We start from the raw sequence: 21,623 nt of genomic DNA on the forward strand, positions 1-21,623 counted from the left end.
GCACGGTAACCCATCCGGCCCCGCGTCCGGGCCGCGGTTCACGTGCCCGTAACCCGCGCGACGCACGCGTCACGGCCGCGAAACAACCGGTCGCACTGGCCGAAACCAGCCTTCGGCACTCTCCTCTTCATCGCCGCCACCCCGGGTGGCACGGGACAGGTACCCGGGGGTGGAGCGGCACTCACGCAGAGGAGACGCCGATGCCGGACGGCTTCAGCGCGGGCGACACCGCCTTCGTACTCATCAGTGCGGCCCTGGTCATGGTGATGACCCCGGGCCTGGCCTTCTTCTACGGGGGCATGGTCAGGGCCAAGAGCACACTGAACATGCTGGCGATGAGCTTCCTCTCGCTCGGCATCGTCAGCGTGCTCTGGGTGCTCTACGGCTACTCGCTCAGCTTCGGGCCCGACTCCTTCGCCGGTCTGATCGGCAACCTGGACTTCCTCGGGATGCGCAACATCGGGCTGAACGAACTCACCGGATCGATCCCGGTCACGGCGTTCGCGGTCTTCCAGCTGATGTTCGCGATCATCACCCCGGCGCTGATCAGCGGTGCGATCGCGGACCGGGCCAAGTTCTCCGCCTGGGGCCTGTTCATCGCGCTCTGGGTGACGGTGGTCTACTTCCCGGTCGCGCACTGGGTGTTCTTCTTCGACAACGGCAACGGCGGCTGGCTGGGCGACCGCAACGGCGTGATCGACTTCGCCGGCGGCACGGCCGTGCACATCAACGCCGGTGTCGCGGGCCTCGCGCTCTGCCTGGTGCTGGGCAAGCGGGTCGGCTTCAAGAAGGACCCGATGCGCCCGCACAGCCTGCCGCTGGTGATGCTCGGCTCCGGGCTGCTCTGGTTCGGCTGGTTCGGCTTCAACGCGGGCTCGGCGCTGGCCGCCAACGGCGTGGCCGCGATGGCGATGGTGAACACCCAGGTCGCCACCGGTGCGGCGCTGGTCGGCTGGCTGGTCTTCGAGAAGCTCAAGCACGGCGCGTTCACCACGCTGGGCGCCGCCTCCGGCGCGGTGGCCGGGCTGGTCGCGATCACCCCGGCCTGCGGCTCGGTCAGCCCGCTCGGCGCGGTGGCGATCGGCCTGGTCGCGGGCGCCGTCTGCGCCGCCGCCGTCTCGCTCAAGTACCGCTGGGGCTTCGACGACTCGCTCGACGTGGTCGGCGTGCACGCGGTGGGCGGGGCGATCGGCTCGCTGCTGATCGGCCTGTTCGCCACCGGCGGGGTCGGCCAGACCGCCAAGGGCCTGTTCTACGGCGGCGGGCTCGGCCAGCTCGGCAAGCAGGCGATGGGCGTGGCGGTGGTCGCCGCGTACTCCTTCGTGCTGTCCTGGCTGCTGGCCAAGGCGGTCGACAAGCTGGTCGGCTTCCGGGTCCCCGAGGAGGTCGAGGTGGCCGGCATCGACCAGGCCGAACACGCCGAGTCCGCCTACGATTTCAGCGCCGTCGGCGCGGGGCTGGCCCGGGCGCTCCCGACCGTGGGCGCCGGTGCCGCGTCCGGTGGGAAGCCCGCCGGGAAGCCCGCCGACCCGCCCGCCGGAAAGTCCGCCGACACGTCCGTCGGGACGTCCGTTGAGAAGACCGAGGTCGACGCCTGATGAAGCTCATCACCGCCGTGATCAAGCCCTACCGCCTGGACGAGGTGAAGGCCGCGCTGCAGGCCTTCGGGGTCCACGGCCTGACCGTCACCGAGGCCAGCGGCTACGGCCGCCAGCGCGGCCACACCGAGGTCTACCGGGGCGCCGAGTACACCGTCGACCTGGTACCGAAGGTCAGGATCGAGGTCCTGGTCGAGGACGAGGACGCCGACGACCTGATCGACGTCCTGGTGAAGGCCGCCCGCACCGGCAAGATCGGCGACGGGAAGGTGTGGAGCGTCCCGGTCGACACCGCCGTCCGGGTCCGCACCGGCGAACGCGGCCCGGACGCCCTGTGAGGCACTGACCGATCCGGCGGATCCGCCCCCTGCCCGGGGCGCGGGTCCGCCCGTCGGCGCATCCCCGCTCAGCCGTACGACGGCTCGGCCCCGCGACGCCCGGCCCCGCGACGGCCCAGCCCCACCGGCCGGCCCCCACGACGGCTCATCCGCACCACGGACGGGACCCACGCGCATGACCACCGAGACCAGCCCCTCCGACCCCCTCGGCCACGCGGCGGCCAGGACCGCGCTGCTGGAGCGGCCCGGGCTGACCGGCCGCCCGCGCCGGGCCGCGCTCGCCCGGCTCACCGACGACTGGCTGGCCGCGCTGCTCGCCGACGCCGGGGCCCCGGCGTCCGGCGTCGCGCTGGTCGCCGTCGGCGGCTACGGCCGGGGCGAGCTGTCCCCGCGCAGCGACCTGGACGTCCTGCTGCTGCACTCCGGCCCCGTCCCGCGCGAGCTGCCGGAGCGGATCTGGTACCCGGTCTGGGACACGGGCGCCAAGCTCGACCACTCGGTGCGCACCGTCGCCGAGGCCCGGGCGGTGGCCGCTTCCGACCTCAAGGCCCAGCTCGGCCTGCTGGACGCCCGGCACCTCGCCGGGGACCGGGAACTCACCGCCGCGCTGCGGTCCGCGGTGTTCACCGACTGGCGCGCGAGCGCCCCCGTGCGGCTGCCCGAACTGCGCGAGCTGGGCCGGGAGCGGGCCGAGCGGCACGGCGAACTGTCCTTCCTGCTGGAGCCCGACCTCAAGGAGGCCCGGGGCGGTCTGCGCGACCTGGTCGCGCTGGACGCCGTCGCCGCCACCTGGCTGGCCGACGCGCCCCGGGACGGCCTGGACACCGCCGCCCTGCGCCTCGCCGACGTCCGCGACGCGCTGCACCTGGCCACCGGCCGGGCCACCGAGCGGCTCGGCCTCCAGGACCAGGACCAGGTCGCCGAGCGGCTCGGCGTGCTGGACGCCGACACCCTGCTGCGCCAGGTCTACGAGGCCGCCCGGACCATCGCCTACGCGAGCGACGTCACCTGGCGGGCGGTGGACCGGGTGCTCGCCGCCCGGTCCGGCCGCGGCCGCCGGGCGGTCCGGCTGGGCTTCCCGTTCACCGGCGCCGGGCGGGGCGCCGGCGCGGTGGCCCGGGGCGCCGTCGACCGCCGCCCGCTCGCCGAGGGCGTGGTCGAGCAGGACGGCGAGGCGGTGCTCGCCCAGGCCGCCCGCCCGGCCGCCGACCCGGTGCTGCCGCTGCGCGCCGCGGCCGCCGCCGCGCAGAACGGGCTGACCGTCTCGTACGCGACGGTGCGCCGGCTGGCCGCCGAGTGCCGCCCGCTGCCGGTGCCCTGGCCGGACGAGGCGCGCGAGCAGCTGGTGACCCTGCTGGGGGCGGGGGAGGCGGCCGTCCCGGTGTGGGAGGCGCTGGAGGCGGAGGGGCTGGTGACCAGGCTGCTGCCGGACTGGGAGCGGGTCCGCTGCCGTCCGCAGCGCAACGCGGTGCACCGCTGGACGGTGGACCGGCACCTGGTCGAGACGGCGGTCCGGGCCGCCGCGATGACCCGCCGGGTGGCCCGGCCGGACCTGCTGCTGGTGGCCGCCCTGCTGCACGACCTCGGCAAGGGCTGGCCCGGCGACCACAGCGAGGCCGGCGAGGTGATCGTCCGCGACCTGGCCGTGCGGATGGGCTTCCCCGCCGAGGACACCGAGACCCTGGCGGTGCTGGTCCGCCACCACCTGACGCTGGTGGACACCGCCACCCGGCGCGACCCGGACGACCCGGCCACCGTCGAGACGATCACCAAGGCGGTCGGCACCCTGCCGGAGCTGGAACTGCTGCACGCCCTCACCGAGGCCGACGCGCTGGCCACCGGCCCGGCCGCGTGGAGCAGTTGGCGGGCCTCCCTGGTGGACGGCCTGGTGACCCGGGTCGCCGCGCAGCTGGCCGGCGGCGGGGCCGCCCCGGTGGAGGCGGAGCCCGGCGCGGAGCAGGAGCGGCTGGCGGTCGAGGCCGCCCGCACCGGCGCCCCCGCGCTGTCGCTGCTGGCCCAGGCCGAGGGGGCGGACCCGGGCACCGAGCCGATGGGCGTCGAGCTGAACCTGGCCGTCCCGGACCGGCCCGGGCTGCTCGGCACGGTCGCCGGGGTGCTGGCGCTGCACCGGCTGACCGTCCGCTCGGCGGGCCTGCGCGAGCTGGACCCGATCGGCGCCGGTCCGGTGCTGCTGCTGTCCTGGCGGGTGGCGGCCGAGTTCGGCGAGCTGCCGGAGGCGGCCCGGCTGCGCGCGGACCTGCGCCGGGCGCTGGACGGCTCGCTGGACGTCTCCCGCCGGCTCGCCGAGCGGGACGCCGCCGCCCCGCGCCGCAAGGGCATCCCGACCCCGCCGCCGCTGGTCACGGTGGCGCCCGCGGTGGCCTCGGCGACCGCGACCGTGCTGGAGGTCCGGGCGCACGACGCCCCCGGGCTGCTGCACCGGATCGGCCGGGCGCTGGACGGGGCGGGGGTACGGGTGCGCACCGCGCACGTCTCCACGCTGGGGGCGGAGGCCGTCGACTCCTTCTACCTGACCGATCCGGCCGGCCTGCCGCTGGCCGCCGAGCGGGCCCGGGAGGTGGCGGCGGCGGTCCGGTCGGCGCTGGGCTGAGGGCCTCCCGCACGGGTGGCCGAGGGCTGCTCGCACGGGAGGTGGAGGGCCGCTCGCACGGGGGTGGAGACCGTACCCGGGGCGGCCGGATACCCTGGGGACGACGACCGTACCGATACCGATGCCGCAGAGGACCCGCGACGACGTGTTCGACACCCTTTCCGATCGCCTCGCAGCGACGTTCAAGAACCTCCGGGGCAAGGGCCGCCTGAGCGAGGCGGACATCGACGCCACCGCCCGCGAGATCCGCATCGCGCTGCTGGAGGCGGACGTCGCGCTGCCGGTCGTCCGGGCCTTCATCAAGCAGGTCAAGGAGCGTGCGGCCGGCGTCGAGGTCTCCGGTGCGCTGAACCCGGCGCAGCAGATCATCAAGATCGTCAACGAGGAGCTCATCGCCATCCTCGGTGGCGAGACCCGCCGGGTGCGGTTCGCCAAGAACGGCCCGACGGTCATCATGCTCGCCGGTCTGCAGGGTGCCGGTAAGACCACCCTGGCGGGCAAGCTCGGCCACTGGCTGAAGCAGCAGAAGCACACCCCGCTGCTGGTCGCCTGCGACCTCCAGCGCCCCAACGCGGTCAACCAGCTCCAGGTGGTCGCCGACCGCGCCGGCGTGGCCTTCTACGGTCCGCAGCCGGGCAACGGCGTCGGTGACCCGGTGCAGGTCGCCCGGGACTCGATCGAGTACGCCAAGCAGAAGCAGTACGACGTCGTCGTCGTCGACACCGCCGGCCGCCTGGGCATCGACGCCGAGCTGATGCAGCAGGCCGCCGACATCCGCGCCGCGGTGAACCCGGACGAGGTCCTGTTCGTCGTCGACGCGATGATCGGCCAGGACGCGGTCACCACCGCGCAGGCCTTCCTCGAAGGCGTCGACTTCACCGGTGTCGTGCTCTCCAAGCTCGACGGCGACGCCCGCGGTGGCGCCGCCCTGTCGGTCGCGCACGTCACCGGCCGCCAGATCATGTTCGCCTCCAACGGCGAGAAGGTCGACGACTTCGACGCCTTCCACCCGGACCGGATGGCCTCGCGCATCCTGGGCATGGGCGACGTCCTCTCGCTGATCGAGAAGGCCGAGCAGACCTTCTCGCAGGCCGAGGCCGAGAAGATCGCCGCCAAGCTGCGCGGCGGCCCGAAGGCCTTCACGCTGGACGACTTCCTGTCCCAGCTGGAGCAGGTCCAGAAGATGGGCTCGATCTCCAAGCTGCTCGGCATGCTGCCCGGCATGGGCCAGATCCGCGAGCAGATCAACAACATCGACGACAAGGACGTCAACCGGGTCGGCGCGATCATCAAGTCGATGACCCCGACCGAGCGCGCCGAGCCGGAGCTGATCAACGGCTCCCGCCGGGCCCGCATCGCCAAGGGCGCGGGCGTCCAGGTCGGCGAGGTCAAGAACCTGGTCGAGCGGTTCTTCGACGCCCGCAAGATGATGTCCGCGATGGCCTCCGGCAAGGGCATGCCCGGCATGCCGGGGATCCCGGGCATGGGCGGCGGCGCCAAGAAGTCCGGCAAGAAGGCCCCGCAGGCCAAGGGCAAGCGCAAGAGCGGCAACCCGTTGAAGCGGGCGCAGGAGGAGGCCGCGGCCGCCGAGCGCCGCGCGCTCGGCCCGGGCGCCGAGCAGGGCCCGGCCGACGGCGGCGGCGCGTTCGGTCTCGGCGCGGGCAAGGGCCCGGCCGACTTCGAACTGCCCAAGGAGTTCAAGGACCTGCTGTAGTCCTCGGTTTCCCGCTGTTGCGGCCCGTCGTCCGGAATCCTCCGGGCGGCGGGCCGCACGCGTGTCCGGGGCGACGCCGGTGGGGCGGTGGGTGCCGTCGTGTCCCACGGGCTTCGCGGTGCCGGATGATGTCGGCATGTCAGATGATGTCGCCGTGCGAGTGATGATCAGGGCCCCGAGGGCCGAGGACGAGGTTGTGTACGCGGAGGCGGTCCGACGGTCCGCCGAGCACATCGGACGGTGGAACCCGGTCGAGCCGGACGGGCTGCCCGAGCTGCTGGGACGCCAGGGCGCCGGCCTGCGCACGTTCCTGATCCTCGACCGGGAGAGCGGCGGGCTGGTCGGCAAGGTGAACGTCGCCAACATCGTGATGGGCCGGTTCTGCAACGCCTCGCTGGGCTACGACTCGTACCTGCCGTACGCCGGCACCGGGCGGATGACCGAGGGCCTGCGGCTGATCCTGGACCGCTGCTTCGCCCCGCAGTCGGCCGACGGGCTGGGCCTGCACCGGCTGGAGATCAACGTGCAGCCGGAGAACGAGCGCTCGATCGCGCTGGCCAAGCGGCTGGGCTTCCGGCACGAGGGCTACACCCCGCGGATGCTGTTCCTCCAGGGGGACTGGCGCGACCACGAGCGGTTCGCGCTGACCGCGGAGGAGTGGCCGGGCGGCGCGGCCTAGCCCGCCGACGGGAGGTCATATCCGCTGGTCGGAGGCGTCGGTGCGGCCGTACGGGCGGTCCGGCGCGGCGTTGCGGTTGGCCCGCCCCAGTGGCTGTCCGTATCGTCCGGTGGGTGACCGAACCCGTGCCGCCGCGCCAGACCCCCGACCAGCCCTGGCGGTCCGAGGGCGCCCCGCCCCCGCCGCCGCCCCGCCGCCGGATGCCCGGCGGCTGGGCGGGCCTCGTCCTGACCGCACTCGTGGTGTTCCTGATCTCCGACCTGCTGCTGTCGTTCTTCGGCAACGAGGGCGCCACCACGATCTCCTACACCGAGTTCAACAACCAGCTGAACAAGGGCAACATCACCAAGATCTACTCCAAGGGCGACGCGATCGAGGGCACCCTCAAGAGCGCCCAGCCCAAACCCGACGGCGGCAAGGGCGACTACACCGACTTCGACACCCAGCGCCCCTCCTTCGCGGGCGACAACCTGTGGACCACCCTGCAGCAGCAGGGCGTCGAGGTCACCGCCACCTCCCCGGTCCAGCAGCGCAGCTTCCTGACCAACCTGCTGCTCTCGCTCGCCCCGATGCTGCTGCTGGTCTTCATCTGGGTGCTGCTGGCCCGTCGGATGGCCGGCGGGCTCGGCGGCGGACCGCTCGGCCGCAAGGCCCCGCCCAAGCCGGTCACCGCCGACCAGGGCAAGCGCACCACCTTCGCCGACGTGGCCGGCATCGACGAGGTCGAGGCCGAACTCACCGAAGTGGTCGACTACTTGAAGCACCCCGAGCGCTACCGCAAGCTCGGTGCCAAGATGCCGCGCGGGGTGCTGCTCAGCGGCCCGCCCGGCACCGGCAAGACCCTGCTGGCCCGGGCCGTGGCCGGCGAGGCGGACGTGCCGTTCTTCTCCGCCTCCGCCTCCGAGTTCATCGAGATGATCGTCGGTGTCGGCGCCAGCCGGGTCCGCGAACTGTTCGCCGAGGCCCGCAAGGTCGCCCCGGCGATCATCTTCATCGACGAGATCGACACCATCGGCCGCCAGCGCGGCGCCGGCGGCGGCATGGGCGGGCACGACGAGCGCGAGCAGACGCTCAACCAGATCCTCACCGAGATGGACGGCTTCACCGGCTCCGAGGGCGTCATCGTGATCGCCGCGACCAACCGGGCCGACGTGCTCGATCCGGCGCTGCTGCGCCCCGGCCGCTTCGACCGCCGGATCACCGTCAGCCCGCCCGACCGGGAGGGGCGCGCCGCGATCCTGCGCATCCACACCCGGACCGTCCCGCTGGCCGGCGACACCGACCTCACCCAGCTGGCCAAGGTCACCCCCGGGATGACCGGCGCCGAACTCGCCAACCTGGTCAACGAGGCCGCCCTGCTGGCCGTCAAGCGGGAGCAGGACGCGGTCAACGAGCGGGACCTCTCGGACGCCCTGGAGAAGGTCCAACTCGGCGCCGTGCGACCGCTGGTGATGCCGCAGGAGGAGCGCGAGCGGACGGCGTACCACGAGAGCGGCCACGCGCTGCTGGGCATGCTCCAGCCGGGCGCGGACCCGGTCCGCAAGATCACCATCGTGCCGCGCGGCCGGGCCCTCGGCGTCACCCTCTCCACCCCGGAGAACGACCGCTACTCGTACACCGAGCCCTACCTGCGCGGCCGGATCATCGGCGCGCTCGGCGGGATGGCCGCCGAGCAGGTGGTCTACGGGGTGATCACCACCGGCGCGGAGAGCGACCTGGAGCAGGTCACCAACATCGCCCGCGGGATGGCCGGGCGCTGGGGGATGAGCGAGCGGGTCGGGCGGCTCACCGCCGTGCCCGCGGACGCCCAGGGCGCGTACGGGCTCTCGGCGGCGCCGACCACGCTGGACGCGGTGGACGAGGAGGCCCGGCGGATCGTCGCCGAGTGCTACGAGGACGCGGTGCGGATCCTGAACGAGGAGCGGCAGCGGCTGGACGCGCTGGCGGCGGCGCTGCTGGAGGCGGAGACCCTCGACGAGGAGGCGGCCTACCGGGCCGCCGGGGTGCCGCGGAAGGCCTCCGAGGAGGCGTGAGCCGGGGAGCCGGGGGCGCCCGCCGTGGTGGCGGGCGCCCCCGGTTTCCGTGGGTCGGGGGCTTTCAGCGCGGCCGCTCGGCGATCAGGTAGCGGAAGACGTTCTCCATCCGGACCGAGCCGTCCGGGCGCAGGTACGGCTGCAGCGCCTCCTCCAGCTCCTTGGCCACCAGCGGGGCACCGGAGAACTCCTCGGCCGCCTCGAACAGTCCGGTGGAGAGCAGGCCGCGCACCGCGCTGTCGAGGTCCGGGTAGGCGAACGGGCAGCTCACCCGCCCGCTGCCGGCCGGGCGCAGGCCGGCCGGGGCCAGCAGGTCCTCCAGCGTTCCCGGCGCGCTCAGTTCGAACGGGTCGCGGGCGGTGGTCCGTCCGGCCATCCGGCGGGCCGCGTCCAGCACCGGGGCGCTCTCGCAGCGCTCCGGCGGTCCCCAGGCGGCGAGCACCACGTGCCCGCCCGGGAGGGTGTGCCGGGCCGCCTCGGCGACCACCGGCCCGGGCTCGGCGGAGCCGGGCAACTGGTCGAAGACCGTCACCAGCGAATGGGCCGAGCGGGGGACGGCGGCGGCCGGCCGGGCCCCCGCGCACACCCGCAGCCGACGCCCCCGGGCCAGCTCGCGCAGCTCGTCCCGCGGCTCCTGCCCGGCGACCTGGGCGCCCCGTCCGGCGGCCAGCAGCAGGGCCAGTCCGGACCGGCAGCCCAGTCCCAGCACGCTGCTCGCCGGGCCGACCTCCAGGCGGTCGTGCACCGCCTCGTAGAGCGGCACCAGCATGCGCTCCTGGATCTCCGCCCAGTCGCGCGCCCGCGCGGGCCCCGCGGCCTCCTGCGGGGGGTGGTGCGGTCGTGCGCCGGTCGGTCGTGCGCCGGTTGGTCGTGCGGTCCCTGGTCGTGCGGTCGTGCCGGTCGTCCGAGCTGAAGCCATCGCGGCCTCCCATCCGGTCCTTCGGTGTGCAGCTACGGCTCCCCCAAAGTCCCGCCCCACTCCAGCGAACAGCGGGTCGGGCCCGGCGTCCAGAGGGGTGCAGGGTGGTGCGCGCGTGTCGCGGTCGTGCGCCCCCTGCGGACGGACCGCGGTCGGTGTGCCACGACTGAGGGTGTCCTCACCCCCTCGTCGGTGTGATACCGATTCGAAGTGAGGGGGCCGATCCCCGTACCATTCCGCCCATGGCTAAGGCACCCGTTCTCACCCCTCAGGCGGAAGACTTCCCGCGCTGGTACCAGGACCTCATCAACAAGGCCGAGCTGGCCGACAACGGTCCGGTGCGCGGCACCATGGTCATCCGACCGTACGGCTACGGGCTGTGGGAGCGGATGCAGCAGGAGATGGACGCGCGCATCAAGAAGGCGGGCGCCCAGAACGCCTACTTCCCGATGTTCATCCCGCAGTCCTACCTGACGAAGGAAGCCGAGCACGTCGAGGGCTTCGCACCCGAGCTCGCGGTGGTCACCCACGGCGGCGGCAAGCAGCTGGAGGAGCCGGTCGTCGTCCGGCCGACCTCCGAGACCATCATCAACGAGTACTTCTCGAAGTGGGTGCAGAGCCACCGCGACCTGCCCCTGCTGATCAACCAGTGGGCCAACGTGGTCCGTTGGGAGCTCCGCCCGCGCGTCTTCCTGCGCACCACCGAGTTCCTCTGGCAGGAGGGCCACACCGCCCACGCCACCTACGAGGACGCCCGCGCGTACGCGTCGATGATCCACACCCAGGTCTACGGCGACTTCATGACCAACGTGCTCGGCATCGACGTCGTGCTCGGCCGCAAGACCGCCAAGGAGCGCTTCGCCGGCGCCATCAACACCCTCACCCTCGAAGGCATGATGGGTGACGGCAAGGCGCTGCAGATGGGCACCAGCCACGAGCTGGGCCAGAACTTCGCCAAGGCGTTCAACACCACCTACCAGCTGCAGGGCGCCGAGCGCGAGCACGTCTGGCAGACCTCCTGGGGCGTCTCGACCCGCATGGTCGGCGGCCTGATCATGTCCCACGGCGACGACAACGGCCTGCGGGTGCCCCCGCGCCTGGCCGCGGTCCAGGCCGTGGTGCTGGCCATCAAGGGCGACGACGCCGTCATCGCCAAGGTCCGTGAGATCGGCGCCCAGCTGGAGGCCGTCGGCATCCGGGTCGTGGTCGACGACCGCACCGACACCCCGTTCGGCCGTCGCGCCGTCGACTGGGAGCTCAAGGGCGTTCCGGTGCGCATCGAGGTCGGCCCGCGCGACCTGGAGAACGGCACCGCGATGCTGGCCCGCCGCATCCCGGGCGGCAAGGAGCCGGTCTCCATCGACGCGCTGGCCGCCCTGCTGCCGGGCCTCCTGGAGGAGGACCAGGCGCTGCTGCTGCGCCAGTCCCGCGAGCGCCGCGAGTCCCGCACCGTCGACGTCAAGACCCTCGACGAGGCCGTGGAGGCCGCCGCGACCGGCTGGGCCCGGATCTCCTGGGCCGACCTCGGCCCGGAGGGCGAGGCCAAGCTGGCCGAGCAGGGCGTCACGGTGCGCTGCATCGTCGCGGCCGACGGTTCGGTGCCGCAGGCGGACGACCAGGACGGCAATATCGCGATCGTCGCGCGTTCGTACTGACGTCATCGCGGCGTGCGCGTACTGATCGCGTGCCGCCCACCGATGTCGGCGGTCGTCGGGTAATGACCGGTGGCGGCGACATTTGCCCGAAATGCGGGCGGGTAAGAATCCGGTAACTCTGCCGGAGGGGGCCGAGTAGGTGACATCCCTACTGGCCGGTCAACTGCCGGTATTAACGGAATAGCGGTACGGTGTACGGCCCGTGGCCCTGTCAACTTCGACGGGTCCACGGGCCGTACGTCCAGGGGGCGACAGCCCGCTCCCCGGACGGAATTCACGAGGCCCGCCGACGTTGCGACGGGCCGAAACCCGCAGGGGGTTGGTCTTGCCTCAGATCCGGAACGCGCAATTCGCGCGCAGTCGTGCATTCCTGGGAGTTCCCTGGGAATTCCCGGAGAACGGGAACATGCGGAACATCGGCGCACTCTGCATCGTTGGTCTAGCGTGAGCACGACACAGCCCCTCGTCCTCGCGGCCGAACTGGCCGCCGCCTGGAGCGACATCCAGGCCTACCACCAGGACCTCCCCGACCTGGCCTCGCCCGAGGCACTGATCGGCGAGTCCTCCTCGGCCTGTGGCACGCGGCTCGGTTTCGAGCGGCTCCTCCACGAGGCTGCCCACGGTCTGGCCGCGGCCCGGGACATCCGGGACACCTCGCGGGCCGGCCGCTACCACAACCGGCGCTTCCTGATGCTCGCCTCCGAGCTGGGCCTGGCGCACCCGGTCGAGCCGCACGCCAGCAGCGGCTTCTCCCAGGTGACCATGCTCAAGGAGACGCAGGAGCGCTACGCCGACACCATCGAGCGACTGGACCGCGCCCTCGGCGCGCACCAGGAGGCGGTGGCCGGCGACGGCGCCAACCGCGCGTTCCGCGGCCCGGCCGCCCGGCACGGCTCCTCCGGGGGCGGCGTCCGGGTCAAGGCGGTGTGCGGCTGCGGGCGCAACGTCCGCGTCGTGCCGTCGGTGCTCGCCCAGGCGTCCATCGTCTGCGGCGCGTGCCAGCAGCCGTTCAAGATCGCGTAATCCGGGGTCGGGACCGGTCGGCGACTGTGCGGGCAGTCGGCTCGGCCGGGATGATCGACACCGGTGGCACCGGTGGCATCGGTGAGTCTGTGGGCTGACCGGGAGCGGGGGCTCCCGGTCGAGCCCTGAACCGTCCCCCTGAACCGTCCCCCTGTTCCGGCCCGGTCGCCCCGGCCGCGGCACAGGTGCTCCCCGGCTCCGTCTGCGAAGGCCGGGTGAAGAGCCCTGCCGCCGATATGGCAGAATGGACAGCTGAGTACTCGGCAGCCGAGCAGGACCCCTCTCTCCTACGGCTGGCGTGTCCCTTGAGCGGACCGCCCCGCAACCCCACGCGGACGGCGAGACCGCTCACCCACGTCAACACCAGGAGAATCCACTCCCGTGGCAGTCAAGATCAAGCTCAAGCGTCTCGGCAAGATTCGCGCCCCGCACTACCGCATCGTCGTCGCCGACTCGCGCACCAAGCGTGACGGCCGCGCGATCGAGGAGATCGGCATCTACCAGCCGACCTACAACCCCTCGAAGATCGAGGTCGACACCGACCGCGCCCAGTACTGGCTGTCCGTCGGCGCCCAGCCGACCGAGCCGGTGCTCGCCATCCTCAAGCTGACCGGTGACTGGCAGAAGTTCAAGGGCCTGCCGGCCCCGGCGCCGCTGCTGGTCGCCGAGCCCAAGGTCGAGGACTTCTCGCACCTGTTCGCGAAGGCCGTCGCCGGCTTCGAGGACGCCACCACCGGTGTCGCCATCACCCCGAAGGCCAAGAAGTCGGACAAGGCCGAGGCTGAGGCCGACGCCGGCGCCGAGGCCTGATCGTGATCGAGGACGCCCTCGACCATTTGGTGAAGGGCATCGTCGAGCACCCCGACGAGGTGCAGGTGCGCTCGCGCAACCTGCGTCGGGGGAACACCATCGAGGTGCGGGTGCACCCCGATGACCTCGGCAAGGTGATCGGCCGGGGTGGCCGCACGGCGCGCGCACTGCGCACCGTGGTCGGCGCCCTCGGCGGTCGCAACGTCCGGGTCGACCTGGTCGACGTGGACAACATTCGCTGACGCAGCTGCTCGTTCAGCCGTCGGGCTTGAGGCCGACCGGGACGCATGTCGTCCCGGTCGGCCTTTTTCTGTCTCCGGCTTTCTGCCTCCGGCCGCTGTCCTCGGCTGTCGTCACCGGTCTTCGTGACCGCTTCTGTCTCTGCCCTTGTCTCTGCCTTCTCGCCCAGCAACTCCAGGAGAACGATCACCGTGCAGCTCGTCGTCGGCAGGATCGGCCGTGCCCACGGCATCCGGGGGGACGTCAGTGTCGAGGTCCGCACCGACGAGCCGGAACTCCGGCTCGGCCCCGGTGCCGTCCTGCTCACCGACCCGGCCTCGGCCGGGCCCCTGACCGTCGAGTCCGGCCGGGTGCACAGCGGCCGGCTGCTGCTGCGCTTCGCCGGCGTCAAGGACCGCAACGCGGCGGAGGCGCTGCGGGGCACCGTGCTGATCTCCGAGGTCGACCCGGAGGAGCGTCCGGACGATCCGGAGGAGTACTACGACCACCAGCTGGTCGGCCTCGACGTGGTGCTGCTCGACGGCACCCCGGTCGGCGAGCTGACCGCGGTCGTCCACCTGCCGTACCAGGACCTGCTCACGGTGGAGAAGGCCGACGGCACGGAGGTGCTGGTGCCCTTCGTCACCCAGATCGTGCCGACCATCGACCTGGAGAACCAGCGGGCCGTGATCACCCCGCCGCCAGGGCTGATCGACCTCGACGAGGCCGAGGTCGTCGGCAGCGCCTCGGAGGAGCCGGAGGAGTCGGAGTGAGCGCCGAGCAGGACCTCGCGCCGACGGCCGCTCCCGAGCCCGCTCCCGTGCCCGCCCCGGAGAGTGCTTCGGAGAGTGCTTCGGAGAGTGCTTCGGCGGCTGCCCCCGATGGGCAGTCGGGGATGGTGCAGCCGGGGACCGTGCAGTCGGGGACCGTCCAGTCGGGAATGCGGATCGACGTCGTCTCGATCTTCCCGGAGTACCTGGAGCCGCTGAACATCTCGCTGGTCGGCAAGGCCCGGGCCCGCGGCCAGCTGGACGTGCACGTCCACGACCTGCGCGGATGGACCCACGACGTGCACCGCACGGTGGACGACAGCCCGTACGGCGGCGGCCCCGGCATGGTGATGAAGCCCGAGCCGTGGGGCGAGGCGCTGGACGCGGTGGTGGCCGGCGGCCCCGAGGGCGAGCTGCCCACCCTGGTCGTTCCCACGCCCAGCGGGCGGCCGTTCACCCAGGAGCTCGCCCAGGAGCTCGCCGGGCGCCCCTGGCTGGCGTTCACCCCCGCGCGGTACGAGGGCATCGACCGCCGGGTCATCGAGGAGGCGGCCACCCGGATGCCGGTGGTCGAGGCCTCGATCGGCGACTACGTGCTGGCCGGTGGCGAGGTCGCGGTGCTGGTGATGGTCGAGGCGATCGCCCGGCTGCTGCCCGGCGTGCTCGGCAACGCCGAGTCGCACCGGGACGACTCCTTCGCGCCCGGCGCGATGGCCGACCTGCTGGAGGGCCCGGTCTACACCAAGCCCGCCGAGTGGCGAGGCCGGACCGTCCCGGACGTCCTGCTCAGCGGCAACCACGGCAAGATCGCCCGCTGGCGGCGGGAGCAGGCCTTCGCCCGCACCCTGGCCAACCGGCCCGACCTGGTCGGGCGCTGGCAGTACGGGGCCTTCGACAAGAAGGACCGGGCGGCGCTCGACGTCCTGGGCCTGGCCTGGGACGAGGAGCTCGGCCGATTTCGGTCCACGGCCGTCGATGTGGAATAATAGGCCGCTGCTGTCTGTCGCTGGCACCCTTCCGTAGGGGGCACGTGGACCGGCGCCCTCGCCACGGGGGGATCGCCGTCAGCCGATGCGGCCCGCAGCTCACCCCATTGTGACGAACTTCCGTGGGCGGCCCGTGGCGCCTGCGATGGAGAGCAACATGAGCAACAAGCTCGCTGCTGTCGACGCTGCCTCGCTGCGCACCGACATCCCGGCCTTCCGCGCCGGTGACACCCTGAAGGTTCACGTCCGGGTCATCGAGGGCAACCGCTCCCGTGTCCAGGTCTTCCAGGGCGTCGTCATCCGCCGCCACGGCGCCGGCGTCGGTGAGACCTTCACCGTCCGCAAGGTCAGCTTCAACGTCGGCGTGGAGCGCACCTTCCCGGTGCACACCCCGGTCGTCGAGAAGATCGAGGTCGTGACCCGCGGTGCGGTTCGCCGCGCCAAGCTGTACTACCTGCGTGACCTCCGCGGCAAGGCCGCGAAGATCAAGGAGAAGCGCGACCGCTGATCCACCGCCCCCCGGCCGCGCCGGGGGACCGGAACGCTCCGAGGGACCGGGCCACCGCAAGGTAAGCTCTGCGCCCGATGAGCACGCACGAACCACCCGCGGACCGCGACGGCAGTCCCGCACCCACCGGTGCGGACTCGCTGTCGCGGTCCGCGGTCGTTTCCGAGCCGGATCGGGCTGCGCGGCCTGAGCGGCTCGAACAGCCGGAGCGGCTCGAGGGGCCGGAGCAGCTCGAAGGGCCGGGGGCCTCGGGGGCCGCGGAGGGGTCCGAGGCCTCGGGGGTCGCGCGGGCGGAGCCCGAGCCGGGGGCCGAGGACGAGGCCGAGGAGCCCGGGCGGTCGCGCTCGCGGGACCTGCTGCTGTTGGCCGGGATCTGTCTGGCGGCCCTGCTCCTGGTGAACGCCTTCGTGGCCCGTCCGTTCACGGTGCCCTCGGGCTCGATGGAGGACACCCTGCGGCCGGGCGACCGGTTGATCGCCAACCAGCTCGCCTACGCCTTCGGCGGGCACCCCCAGCGCGGTGACGTGGTGGTCTTCGACGGGACGGGCTCCTTCCTCCGCGATTCGGCCCAGCCGCCGGGGTTCTGGGACGACCTCCGCTCGGCTGGCCGGGACCTGGGGCTGGTCCCGGCCGGCGACACGGTCTACGTCAAGCGCGTGATCGGCGTCGCCGGGGACCGGGTGCGGAGCACCGGCCCGGGGGCGCCGCTCACCGTCAACGGCGTGCCGGTGGACGAGAGCGCCTACCTGGCCCCGGGCGACCAGCCGTCCGCCGTGGCCTTCGACGTCCTGGTACCGAACGGCAAGCTGTTCGTGCTGGGCGACCACCGGAGTGCCTCCCGGGACTCCCGGGACCACCTCGGGGAGCCCGGTGGCGGCTTCGTGCCCGAGGACAAGGTGATCGGCCGGGCGGACTGGGTGGTCTACCCGTTCTCGCGCCTGACCGGCCTGGACCGGCCCGCGGCCTTCACCGCGGTCCCGGGGACGGGTGGCCGTGGGGACCAGGGGTAGGGGCCGGGTCGCCGACCGGCCGGCTCCGGAACCGGGCGGGGACGGGGGCGGGGGCGAAGCAGCGGAGTCCGGGGCGGAACCGGTCGCGCCGGTCCGCGGCCGCGCCGATCGTCGTCGCAGTGCCCGCCGCGTGGCCCGACGGCGCAAGCGCTCGCTGCTGCGCGAGTTCCCGCTGATCATCCTGGTGGCCCTGCTGGTGGCACTGGTGATGAAGACCTTCATGATCCAGGTGTTCGTGATTCCCTCGGGCTCGATGGAGCAGACCATCCAGGTCGGGGACCGGGTGCTGGTGGACAAGTTGACCCCCTGGTTCGGCAGTGAGCCGCAGCGTGGCGACGTGGTGGTGTTCAAGGACCCGGGCGGCTGGCTGGAGAGCGACCACAAGGCGGCCGACGACGGTCCGGTCCTGGCCCCGGCGAAGCACGTGCTGACCTTCGTCGGGCTGCTGCCGTCCGACAACGAGCAGGACCTGATCAAGCGCGTGATCGGCGTCGGCGGGGACACCGTCGAGTGCTGCGACCCGCAGGGGCGGCTCAGCGTCAACGGCCGTGCGGTGGACGAGCCGTACCTCGCGGCGGGCAACCCGCCGTCCCGCCAGCCGTTCAAGGTGACGGTGCCGAAGGGGCGGCTGTGGGTGATGGGGGACCACCGCGACGTCTCCGCCGACTCCCGCTTCCACATGGGCAACCCCGGGCAGGGCACCGTCCCGCTGAGCGACGTGGTCGGTCGCGCCTTCATGATCGGGTGGCCGCTGGGTCGGCTCCATCAACTCGACGAGCCCGGTTCACTCTCCTCTCTCGCCGCGACCTCGCGGCCCGGCGGAACTGCGCCGCAATCGATGGGCATTGGGCCGGTTCCATTGGAACCACCGCTCGTTATGGGTGTGTTGGGCATCCTTCCGTTCGTCGTTCGCCGGCCGGGGCGGCCTCCGCGGTGAGCCGCCCCGGCCGGCGGACGGCCGGACGGCGCGTGTGGAACCGCGGGCCGGATGCCCTGGAGTGATAGAGAAGTGCAGGTGCGGCCGGGAGCGGTCCCGGTCGTGAGCCGGGGTCGGGTTGGTGTCAGGAGAGCCTGCTGTGGGCAATCCTGATGCGTTCACGGTCGTGGTGAGCGTGGTGCCCGCTGTGCGGCACTCTGAGCGCGGGCGCGCAGGCGTCCGCACAGCAGGGAGGAGACGTTGTGGGGGATTTGGTGATCGGCGCCCGCTCAGGCGCCGGGGAACCCGAGGGCCCGGGCGGTCGGGTGACCCGGTCCGCCGAGTCCTCGGCGCCGTCCGCCGCGGTCGAGGACACGGCCGCCCAGACCGCCGACGAGCACGGGAGCGGGGCCGACGGCCCGGCGGAGCCCGGGCGGCCGGAGAGCGGGCCGACCGACGAGTCGGAGTCGGAGGCTCCGGCCAAGCCGCGCAAGCAGCGCTCCTTCCTGAAGGAGTTGCCGATCCTGGTCGGCATCGCACTGATCCTGGCGTTGGTGATCAAGACCTTCTTCGTCCAGGCGTTCTCCATTCCGTCCGAGTCGATGCAGAACACGCTGCAGGTCGGCGACCGGGTGCTGGTGGACAAGCTGACCCCGTGGTTCGGCGCCGAGCCCGAGCGCGGGGACGTCGTGGTGTTCCACGACCCGGGCGGCTGGTTGGGCGACGAGCCGACCCAGCAGAGCAGCAACTCCTTCGTCCGCGGTGTCCAGGACGTGCTCAGCTTCGTCGGGCTGATGCCCTCCGCCAACGAGAAGGACCTGATCAAGCGGGTCATCGCGGTCGGCGGCGACACCGTCGAGTGCAAGGACGACGGTCCGGTCAAGGTCAACGGTGTCGCGCTCAACGAGCCGTACATCTACCCGGGCAACACCCCCTGCGGGACTCAGCCCTTCGGCCCGATCAAGGTGCCGAACGGCCGGATCTGGGTGATGGGCGACCACCGCGCGGACTCGCTGGACTCCCGCTTCCACATGGACCAGCCGGGCGGCGGGACCGTGCCGGTGGACAACGTGATCGGGCGTGCCTTCGTGGTGGCCTGGCCGGTCGGCCACTGGTCCACGCTCCCGGTGCCGGGCACCTTCGACCAGAAGGGCCTGGCGGCGGCCTTGCCGGCCGCGCCTCCCGTGGCCGGTGCGGTGGGTGCCGTCGCCCTGCTTCCGCTGGTGCGTCGGGCGCGGGCCCGGACGGAGCGCCGGAAGGAGTCCTGAGCTCCACCTGCTCCTCCCCGACCCTTGCGCGGGCCGTGGTACCGACGAGTAATCTGCTCGGACGTGCCACGGCCCGTCGGCGTTCGCCCCCGAGCCACCGGCGTGCCAGTGGTGTTCTCCGGTCGGCCAAAGGTGGACGGTGTCGATGAGCAGTGTCGTGGAACAGCCGGCCGACCACTCGGCCGCGCCCGCCCGGTCCGGCCGCCGGCCCGCCGCAGTGCTGCAGGGGGTCGCGATCGCGCTCGGGCTGGTGTTGATGATCGGCGGATTCGCCCTCATCGCGGTCGACTACCGGCCGTACAAGATCCCCACCGCCTCGATGCACCCGACGCTCCGGATCGGCGACACCGTGCTCGCCCGCAAGGTCGACGGCGGCGCCGTCGGCCGGGGCGACGTGGTGGTCTTCCGCGACCAGGCCTGGGGCGGGGAGCTCATGGTCAAGCGGGTGGTCGCGGTCGGCGGCGACACCGTCGCCACCACCGCCGCGGACCACCGGCTGACGGTCGACGGGCAGCCCGTGGACGAGCCGTACCTCGCGACCCAGGGCCGTCAGGGCGATGCGTTCAGCGTGACGGTGCCGCAGGGCCGGCTGTTCCTGCTCGGTGACAACCGGGTCGGCTCGCTGGACTCCCGCACCCACCTGGAGGTCGACGGCGGGACCGTCCCGGCCACCGCCGTCGAGGCGAGGGTCGAGGCCACCCTGCTGCCCCTCGGCCGGACCGCCCTGCTGGAGCGGACCTCGGCCTTCGACGGCTTCGCGGGCCCCCGAGCCGCGGAGCCGGGCCCGCTGGAGCCCGCCGCCTACGCCAGCGTCGCGGGCGCGGCGCTGATCGTGCTGACCTCGGCGGTGGGCGGGGTGGCCGGCCTGGCGCGCCGGCTCGGCCGGGGGCGCAGCTCCTGAGCACGGCCGTCGCGGGTCGGGCCGCTCTGCCGAACATCGCCCCGGACGGCCGCGCCGGGTGGCAGGATCGGTAGCACCACCGATGCGAACCGAAGGAGCGTGGAGCGCCGCGATGACTGCACAGCGTCGCCGGGCGGCGCGGATCCTGCTGCTGGACGGGCTGGACCGCATCCTCCTGTTCCTGGGCGTCGATCCCGCGGTGCCCGACGAGACGTGGTGGTTCACGCCCGGGGGCGGCTTGGAGCCGGGGGAGGACGTGCGGGCGGCCGCCGAGCGGGAGCTCGCGGAGGAGACCGGCTTGCGGGGTGTGGCCCTGGGGCCCTTGGTGGCGTACGGCACGGTGTCGTTCTCCTTTCGGGGACAGCGTTACGAGCAGGAGCAGTGGTTCCACCTGGCCCGGACCACGGAGACGGGCCTGGACCACTCGGGCATGGGCGAGGACGAGCACGCCCAGCTGCTCGCGGCGCGCTGGTGGACGGTCGAGGAACTGCGGGGGACCGCCGAGACGGTCCATCCGGCCGGACTGGCGGACTTCCTGGAGCGACTGCTCGCAGAGGGCCCACCGGTCGATCCGGTACGGCTCTGAGCGTGGGTGCGGTGGTCCACAATGGGTGGACGTGACAAGTTGAGGGGACGCCTGGATGAGTGCCGAAGATCTCGAGAAGTACGAGACCGAGATGGAGCTCAAGCTCTACCGGGAGTACCGGGACGTCGTCGGCCTGTTCAAGTACGTGATCGAGACCGAGCGACGGTTCTACCTCACCAACGACTACGAGCTGCAGGTTCACTCGGTCCAGGGCGAGGTGTTCTTCGAGGTGTCGATGGCGGATGCGTGGGTCTGGGACATGTACCGGCCGGCCCGGTTCGTCCGCAAGGTCCGGGTGCTGACCTTCAAGGACGTGAACATCGAGGAACTCGCGAAGAGCGATCTGGAGCTGCCCTCGGACGAGTCCGGCTTCGGGAACTGACGTTGGACGACTCCGTCCCGCGTTGTCCAGCCGATTTTCGCGTGACGGGGGCTTCTCACTCCTGCGGGTGACAAGAGTTGTCCACAGGCCCGGGTTATCCACAGGGGAACGGAATTTCCCGGCATCGGTGTGCACGGTGGTGCAGCCTCCTCGGCGGAGGTGGTCACCGTGCAGAACACCATCGAGCAGGACCAGACCGTGCAGGACCTGGCCGTACCGAACGCGGCCGCGACCGGGGCGGACGGCGGGGCCGGGGAGGCCGGGGAGGACCGCAGCACCAGGAACGGGCTCGGCCGCTACGGCGAGCGGGTCGCCGCCCGGCACCTCACGGACGCCGGGCTCCGCATCCTCGACCGCAACTGGCGCTGCGTCGAGGGTGAGCTGGACATCGTCGCCCTCGACGGCGACACCGTCGCGGTCTGCGAGGTGAAGACCCGCTCCGAGCGGGGCTTCCAACAACCCAGCGAGGCCATCGACCGGGCCAAGGCCGCCCGGCTGCGGCGGCTCGCCGAGCGCTGGCTGGCCGAACGCTGGCCCGAGCACTTCGCCCGGCTGGCCGGGCCCGGGTACGACCCCGGGCCGTCCGATCCGCAGTGGCCGCCCGCCCCACCGGGCGGGGTGCGGATCGACCTGGTGGCCGTGGTCAACCGGGCGCGGGGTGCGGCCCTGGTCGACCACCTGCGGGGGGTGGTCTGAG

21 protein-coding genes are annotated in these 21,623 nt (G+C 72.8%); 20 read left to right on the forward strand and 1 reads right to left on the reverse strand.

Annotated features, from left to right (window positions below; translation table 11 throughout):
• Positions 1-200: 200 nt before the first annotated feature.
• The 6 genes from ACFC1T_RS24410 to ftsH all read left to right on the forward strand — a co-directional run bounded on the left by ACFC1T_RS24410 (position 201) and on the right by ftsH (position 8,973).
• The gene (locus tag ACFC1T_RS24410; protein WP_375891760.1) at positions 201-1,598 is read left to right on the forward strand and encodes an ammonium transporter; all 1,398 of its coding nucleotides are present in this window, start codon (positions 201-203) and stop codon (positions 1,596-1,598) included.
• A complete protein-coding gene (locus ACFC1T_RS24415) occupies positions 1,598-1,936 on the forward strand; it encodes a P-II family nitrogen regulator (RefSeq protein WP_350508264.1) in 339 nt (112 codons plus the stop codon). The genes ACFC1T_RS24410 and ACFC1T_RS24415 overlap by 1 nt, the downstream gene beginning before the upstream one ends.
• A 175-nt stretch (positions 1,937-2,111) precedes the next feature.
• Positions 2,112-4,547, forward strand: a complete 2,436-nt coding sequence (locus tag ACFC1T_RS24420; protein ID WP_375891762.1) for a [protein-PII] uridylyltransferase — start codon at positions 2,112-2,114, stop codon at positions 4,545-4,547.
• A 145-nt stretch (positions 4,548-4,692) separates the two neighbouring features.
• Positions 4,693-6,261, forward strand: a complete 1,569-nt coding sequence (ffh, locus tag ACFC1T_RS24425; RefSeq protein ID WP_375891826.1) for a signal recognition particle protein — start codon at positions 4,693-4,695, stop codon at positions 6,259-6,261.
• A gap of 136 nt (positions 6,262-6,397) precedes the next feature.
• Positions 6,398-6,940: a GNAT family N-acetyltransferase gene (locus ACFC1T_RS24430; protein WP_375891764.1), complete on the forward strand. Its 543-nt coding sequence runs from the start codon at positions 6,398-6,400 to the stop codon at positions 6,938-6,940.
• Positions 6,941-7,053: 113 nt separating this feature from the next.
• Positions 7,054-8,973, forward strand: coding sequence for an ATP-dependent zinc metalloprotease FtsH (gene ftsH, locus ACFC1T_RS24435; RefSeq protein WP_375891766.1), 1,920 nt, complete (start codon positions 7,054-7,056; stop codon positions 8,971-8,973).
• Between the two features lie 64 nt (positions 8,974-9,037).
• Here the strand turns inward: ftsH and ACFC1T_RS24440 are convergent, their stop codons facing one another.
• Positions 9,038-9,742, reverse strand: coding sequence for a class I SAM-dependent methyltransferase (locus tag ACFC1T_RS24440; protein ID WP_375891768.1), 705 nt, complete (start codon positions 9,740-9,742; stop codon positions 9,038-9,040).
• 392 nt (positions 9,743-10,134) lie between these two features.
• Here ACFC1T_RS24440 and proS point away from each other — a divergent pair, with 392 nt between their 5' ends.
• From proS to ACFC1T_RS24510, 14 genes are all read left to right on the forward strand, one after another.
• Positions 10,135-11,547, forward strand: a complete 1,413-nt coding sequence (gene proS / locus ACFC1T_RS24445; RefSeq protein WP_375891770.1) for a proline--tRNA ligase — start codon at positions 10,135-10,137, stop codon at positions 11,545-11,547.
• A 444-nt stretch (positions 11,548-11,991) separates the two neighbouring features.
• The gene (locus ACFC1T_RS24450) at positions 11,992-12,570 is read left to right on the forward strand and encodes a hypothetical protein (protein WP_375891771.1); all 579 of its coding nucleotides are present in this window, start codon (positions 11,992-11,994) and stop codon (positions 12,568-12,570) included.
• 381 nt (positions 12,571-12,951) lie between these two features.
• Positions 12,952-13,380, forward strand: coding sequence for a 30S ribosomal protein S16 (gene rpsP / locus ACFC1T_RS24455; protein WP_375891773.1), 429 nt, complete (start codon positions 12,952-12,954; stop codon positions 13,378-13,380).
• Positions 13,381-13,382: 2 nt separating this feature from the next.
• Positions 13,383-13,622, forward strand: a complete 240-nt coding sequence (locus ACFC1T_RS24460) for an RNA-binding protein (protein ID WP_030056773.1) — start codon at positions 13,383-13,385, stop codon at positions 13,620-13,622.
• 189 nt (positions 13,623-13,811) lie between these two features.
• Positions 13,812-14,372, forward strand: coding sequence for a ribosome maturation factor RimM (gene rimM / locus ACFC1T_RS24465; RefSeq protein WP_375891775.1), 561 nt, complete (start codon positions 13,812-13,814; stop codon positions 14,370-14,372).
• A 167-nt stretch (positions 14,373-14,539) separates the two neighbouring features.
• Positions 14,540-15,355, forward strand: a complete 816-nt coding sequence (gene trmD, locus ACFC1T_RS24470) for a tRNA (guanosine(37)-N1)-methyltransferase TrmD (protein ID WP_375891777.1) — start codon at positions 14,540-14,542, stop codon at positions 15,353-15,355.
• Between the two features lie 157 nt (positions 15,356-15,512).
• Positions 15,513-15,863: a 50S ribosomal protein L19 gene (gene rplS / locus ACFC1T_RS24475; protein ID WP_030243502.1), complete on the forward strand. Its 351-nt coding sequence runs from the start codon at positions 15,513-15,515 to the stop codon at positions 15,861-15,863.
• A 77-nt stretch (positions 15,864-15,940) separates the two neighbouring features.
• A complete protein-coding gene (gene lepB, locus ACFC1T_RS24480) occupies positions 15,941-16,873 on the forward strand; it encodes a signal peptidase I (protein WP_375891779.1) in 933 nt (310 codons plus the stop codon).
• 130 nt (positions 16,874-17,003) lie between these two features.
• Positions 17,004-17,810, forward strand: coding sequence for a signal peptidase I (gene lepB, locus ACFC1T_RS24485; protein WP_375891781.1), 807 nt, complete (start codon positions 17,004-17,006; stop codon positions 17,808-17,810).
• Between the two features lie 242 nt (positions 17,811-18,052).
• Positions 18,053-19,057 carry a signal peptidase I gene (gene lepB / locus ACFC1T_RS24490; RefSeq protein ID WP_375891783.1) on the forward strand — a complete coding sequence of 335 codons (1,005 nt, stop codon included), beginning with the start codon at positions 18,053-18,055 and terminating at the stop codon, positions 19,055-19,057.
• A 145-nt stretch (positions 19,058-19,202) separates the two neighbouring features.
• Positions 19,203-19,958, forward strand: a complete 756-nt coding sequence (gene lepB, locus ACFC1T_RS24495) for a signal peptidase I (RefSeq protein WP_375891784.1) — start codon at positions 19,203-19,205, stop codon at positions 19,956-19,958.
• Between the two features lie 112 nt (positions 19,959-20,070).
• Positions 20,071-20,544 (forward strand): NUDIX hydrolase, encoded by a 474-nt coding sequence (locus tag ACFC1T_RS24500; protein ID WP_375891786.1) that lies wholly within the window; start codon positions 20,071-20,073, stop codon positions 20,542-20,544.
• Positions 20,545-20,599: 55 nt separating this feature from the next.
• The gene (locus tag ACFC1T_RS24505; RefSeq protein ID WP_030056781.1) at positions 20,600-20,926 is read left to right on the forward strand and encodes a DUF2469 domain-containing protein; all 327 of its coding nucleotides are present in this window, start codon (positions 20,600-20,602) and stop codon (positions 20,924-20,926) included.
• Between the two features lie 168 nt (positions 20,927-21,094).
• On the forward strand, positions 21,095-21,622 hold the full coding sequence (locus ACFC1T_RS24510) for a YraN family protein (protein ID WP_375891788.1): 528 nt from the start codon (positions 21,095-21,097) through the stop codon (positions 21,620-21,622).
• Position 21,623 lies beyond the last annotated feature (1 nt).

It is taken from the genome of Kitasatospora sp. NPDC056076 (assembly GCF_042266305.1).
GTDB lineage: Bacteria > Actinomycetota > Actinomycetes > Streptomycetales > Streptomycetaceae > Kitasatospora.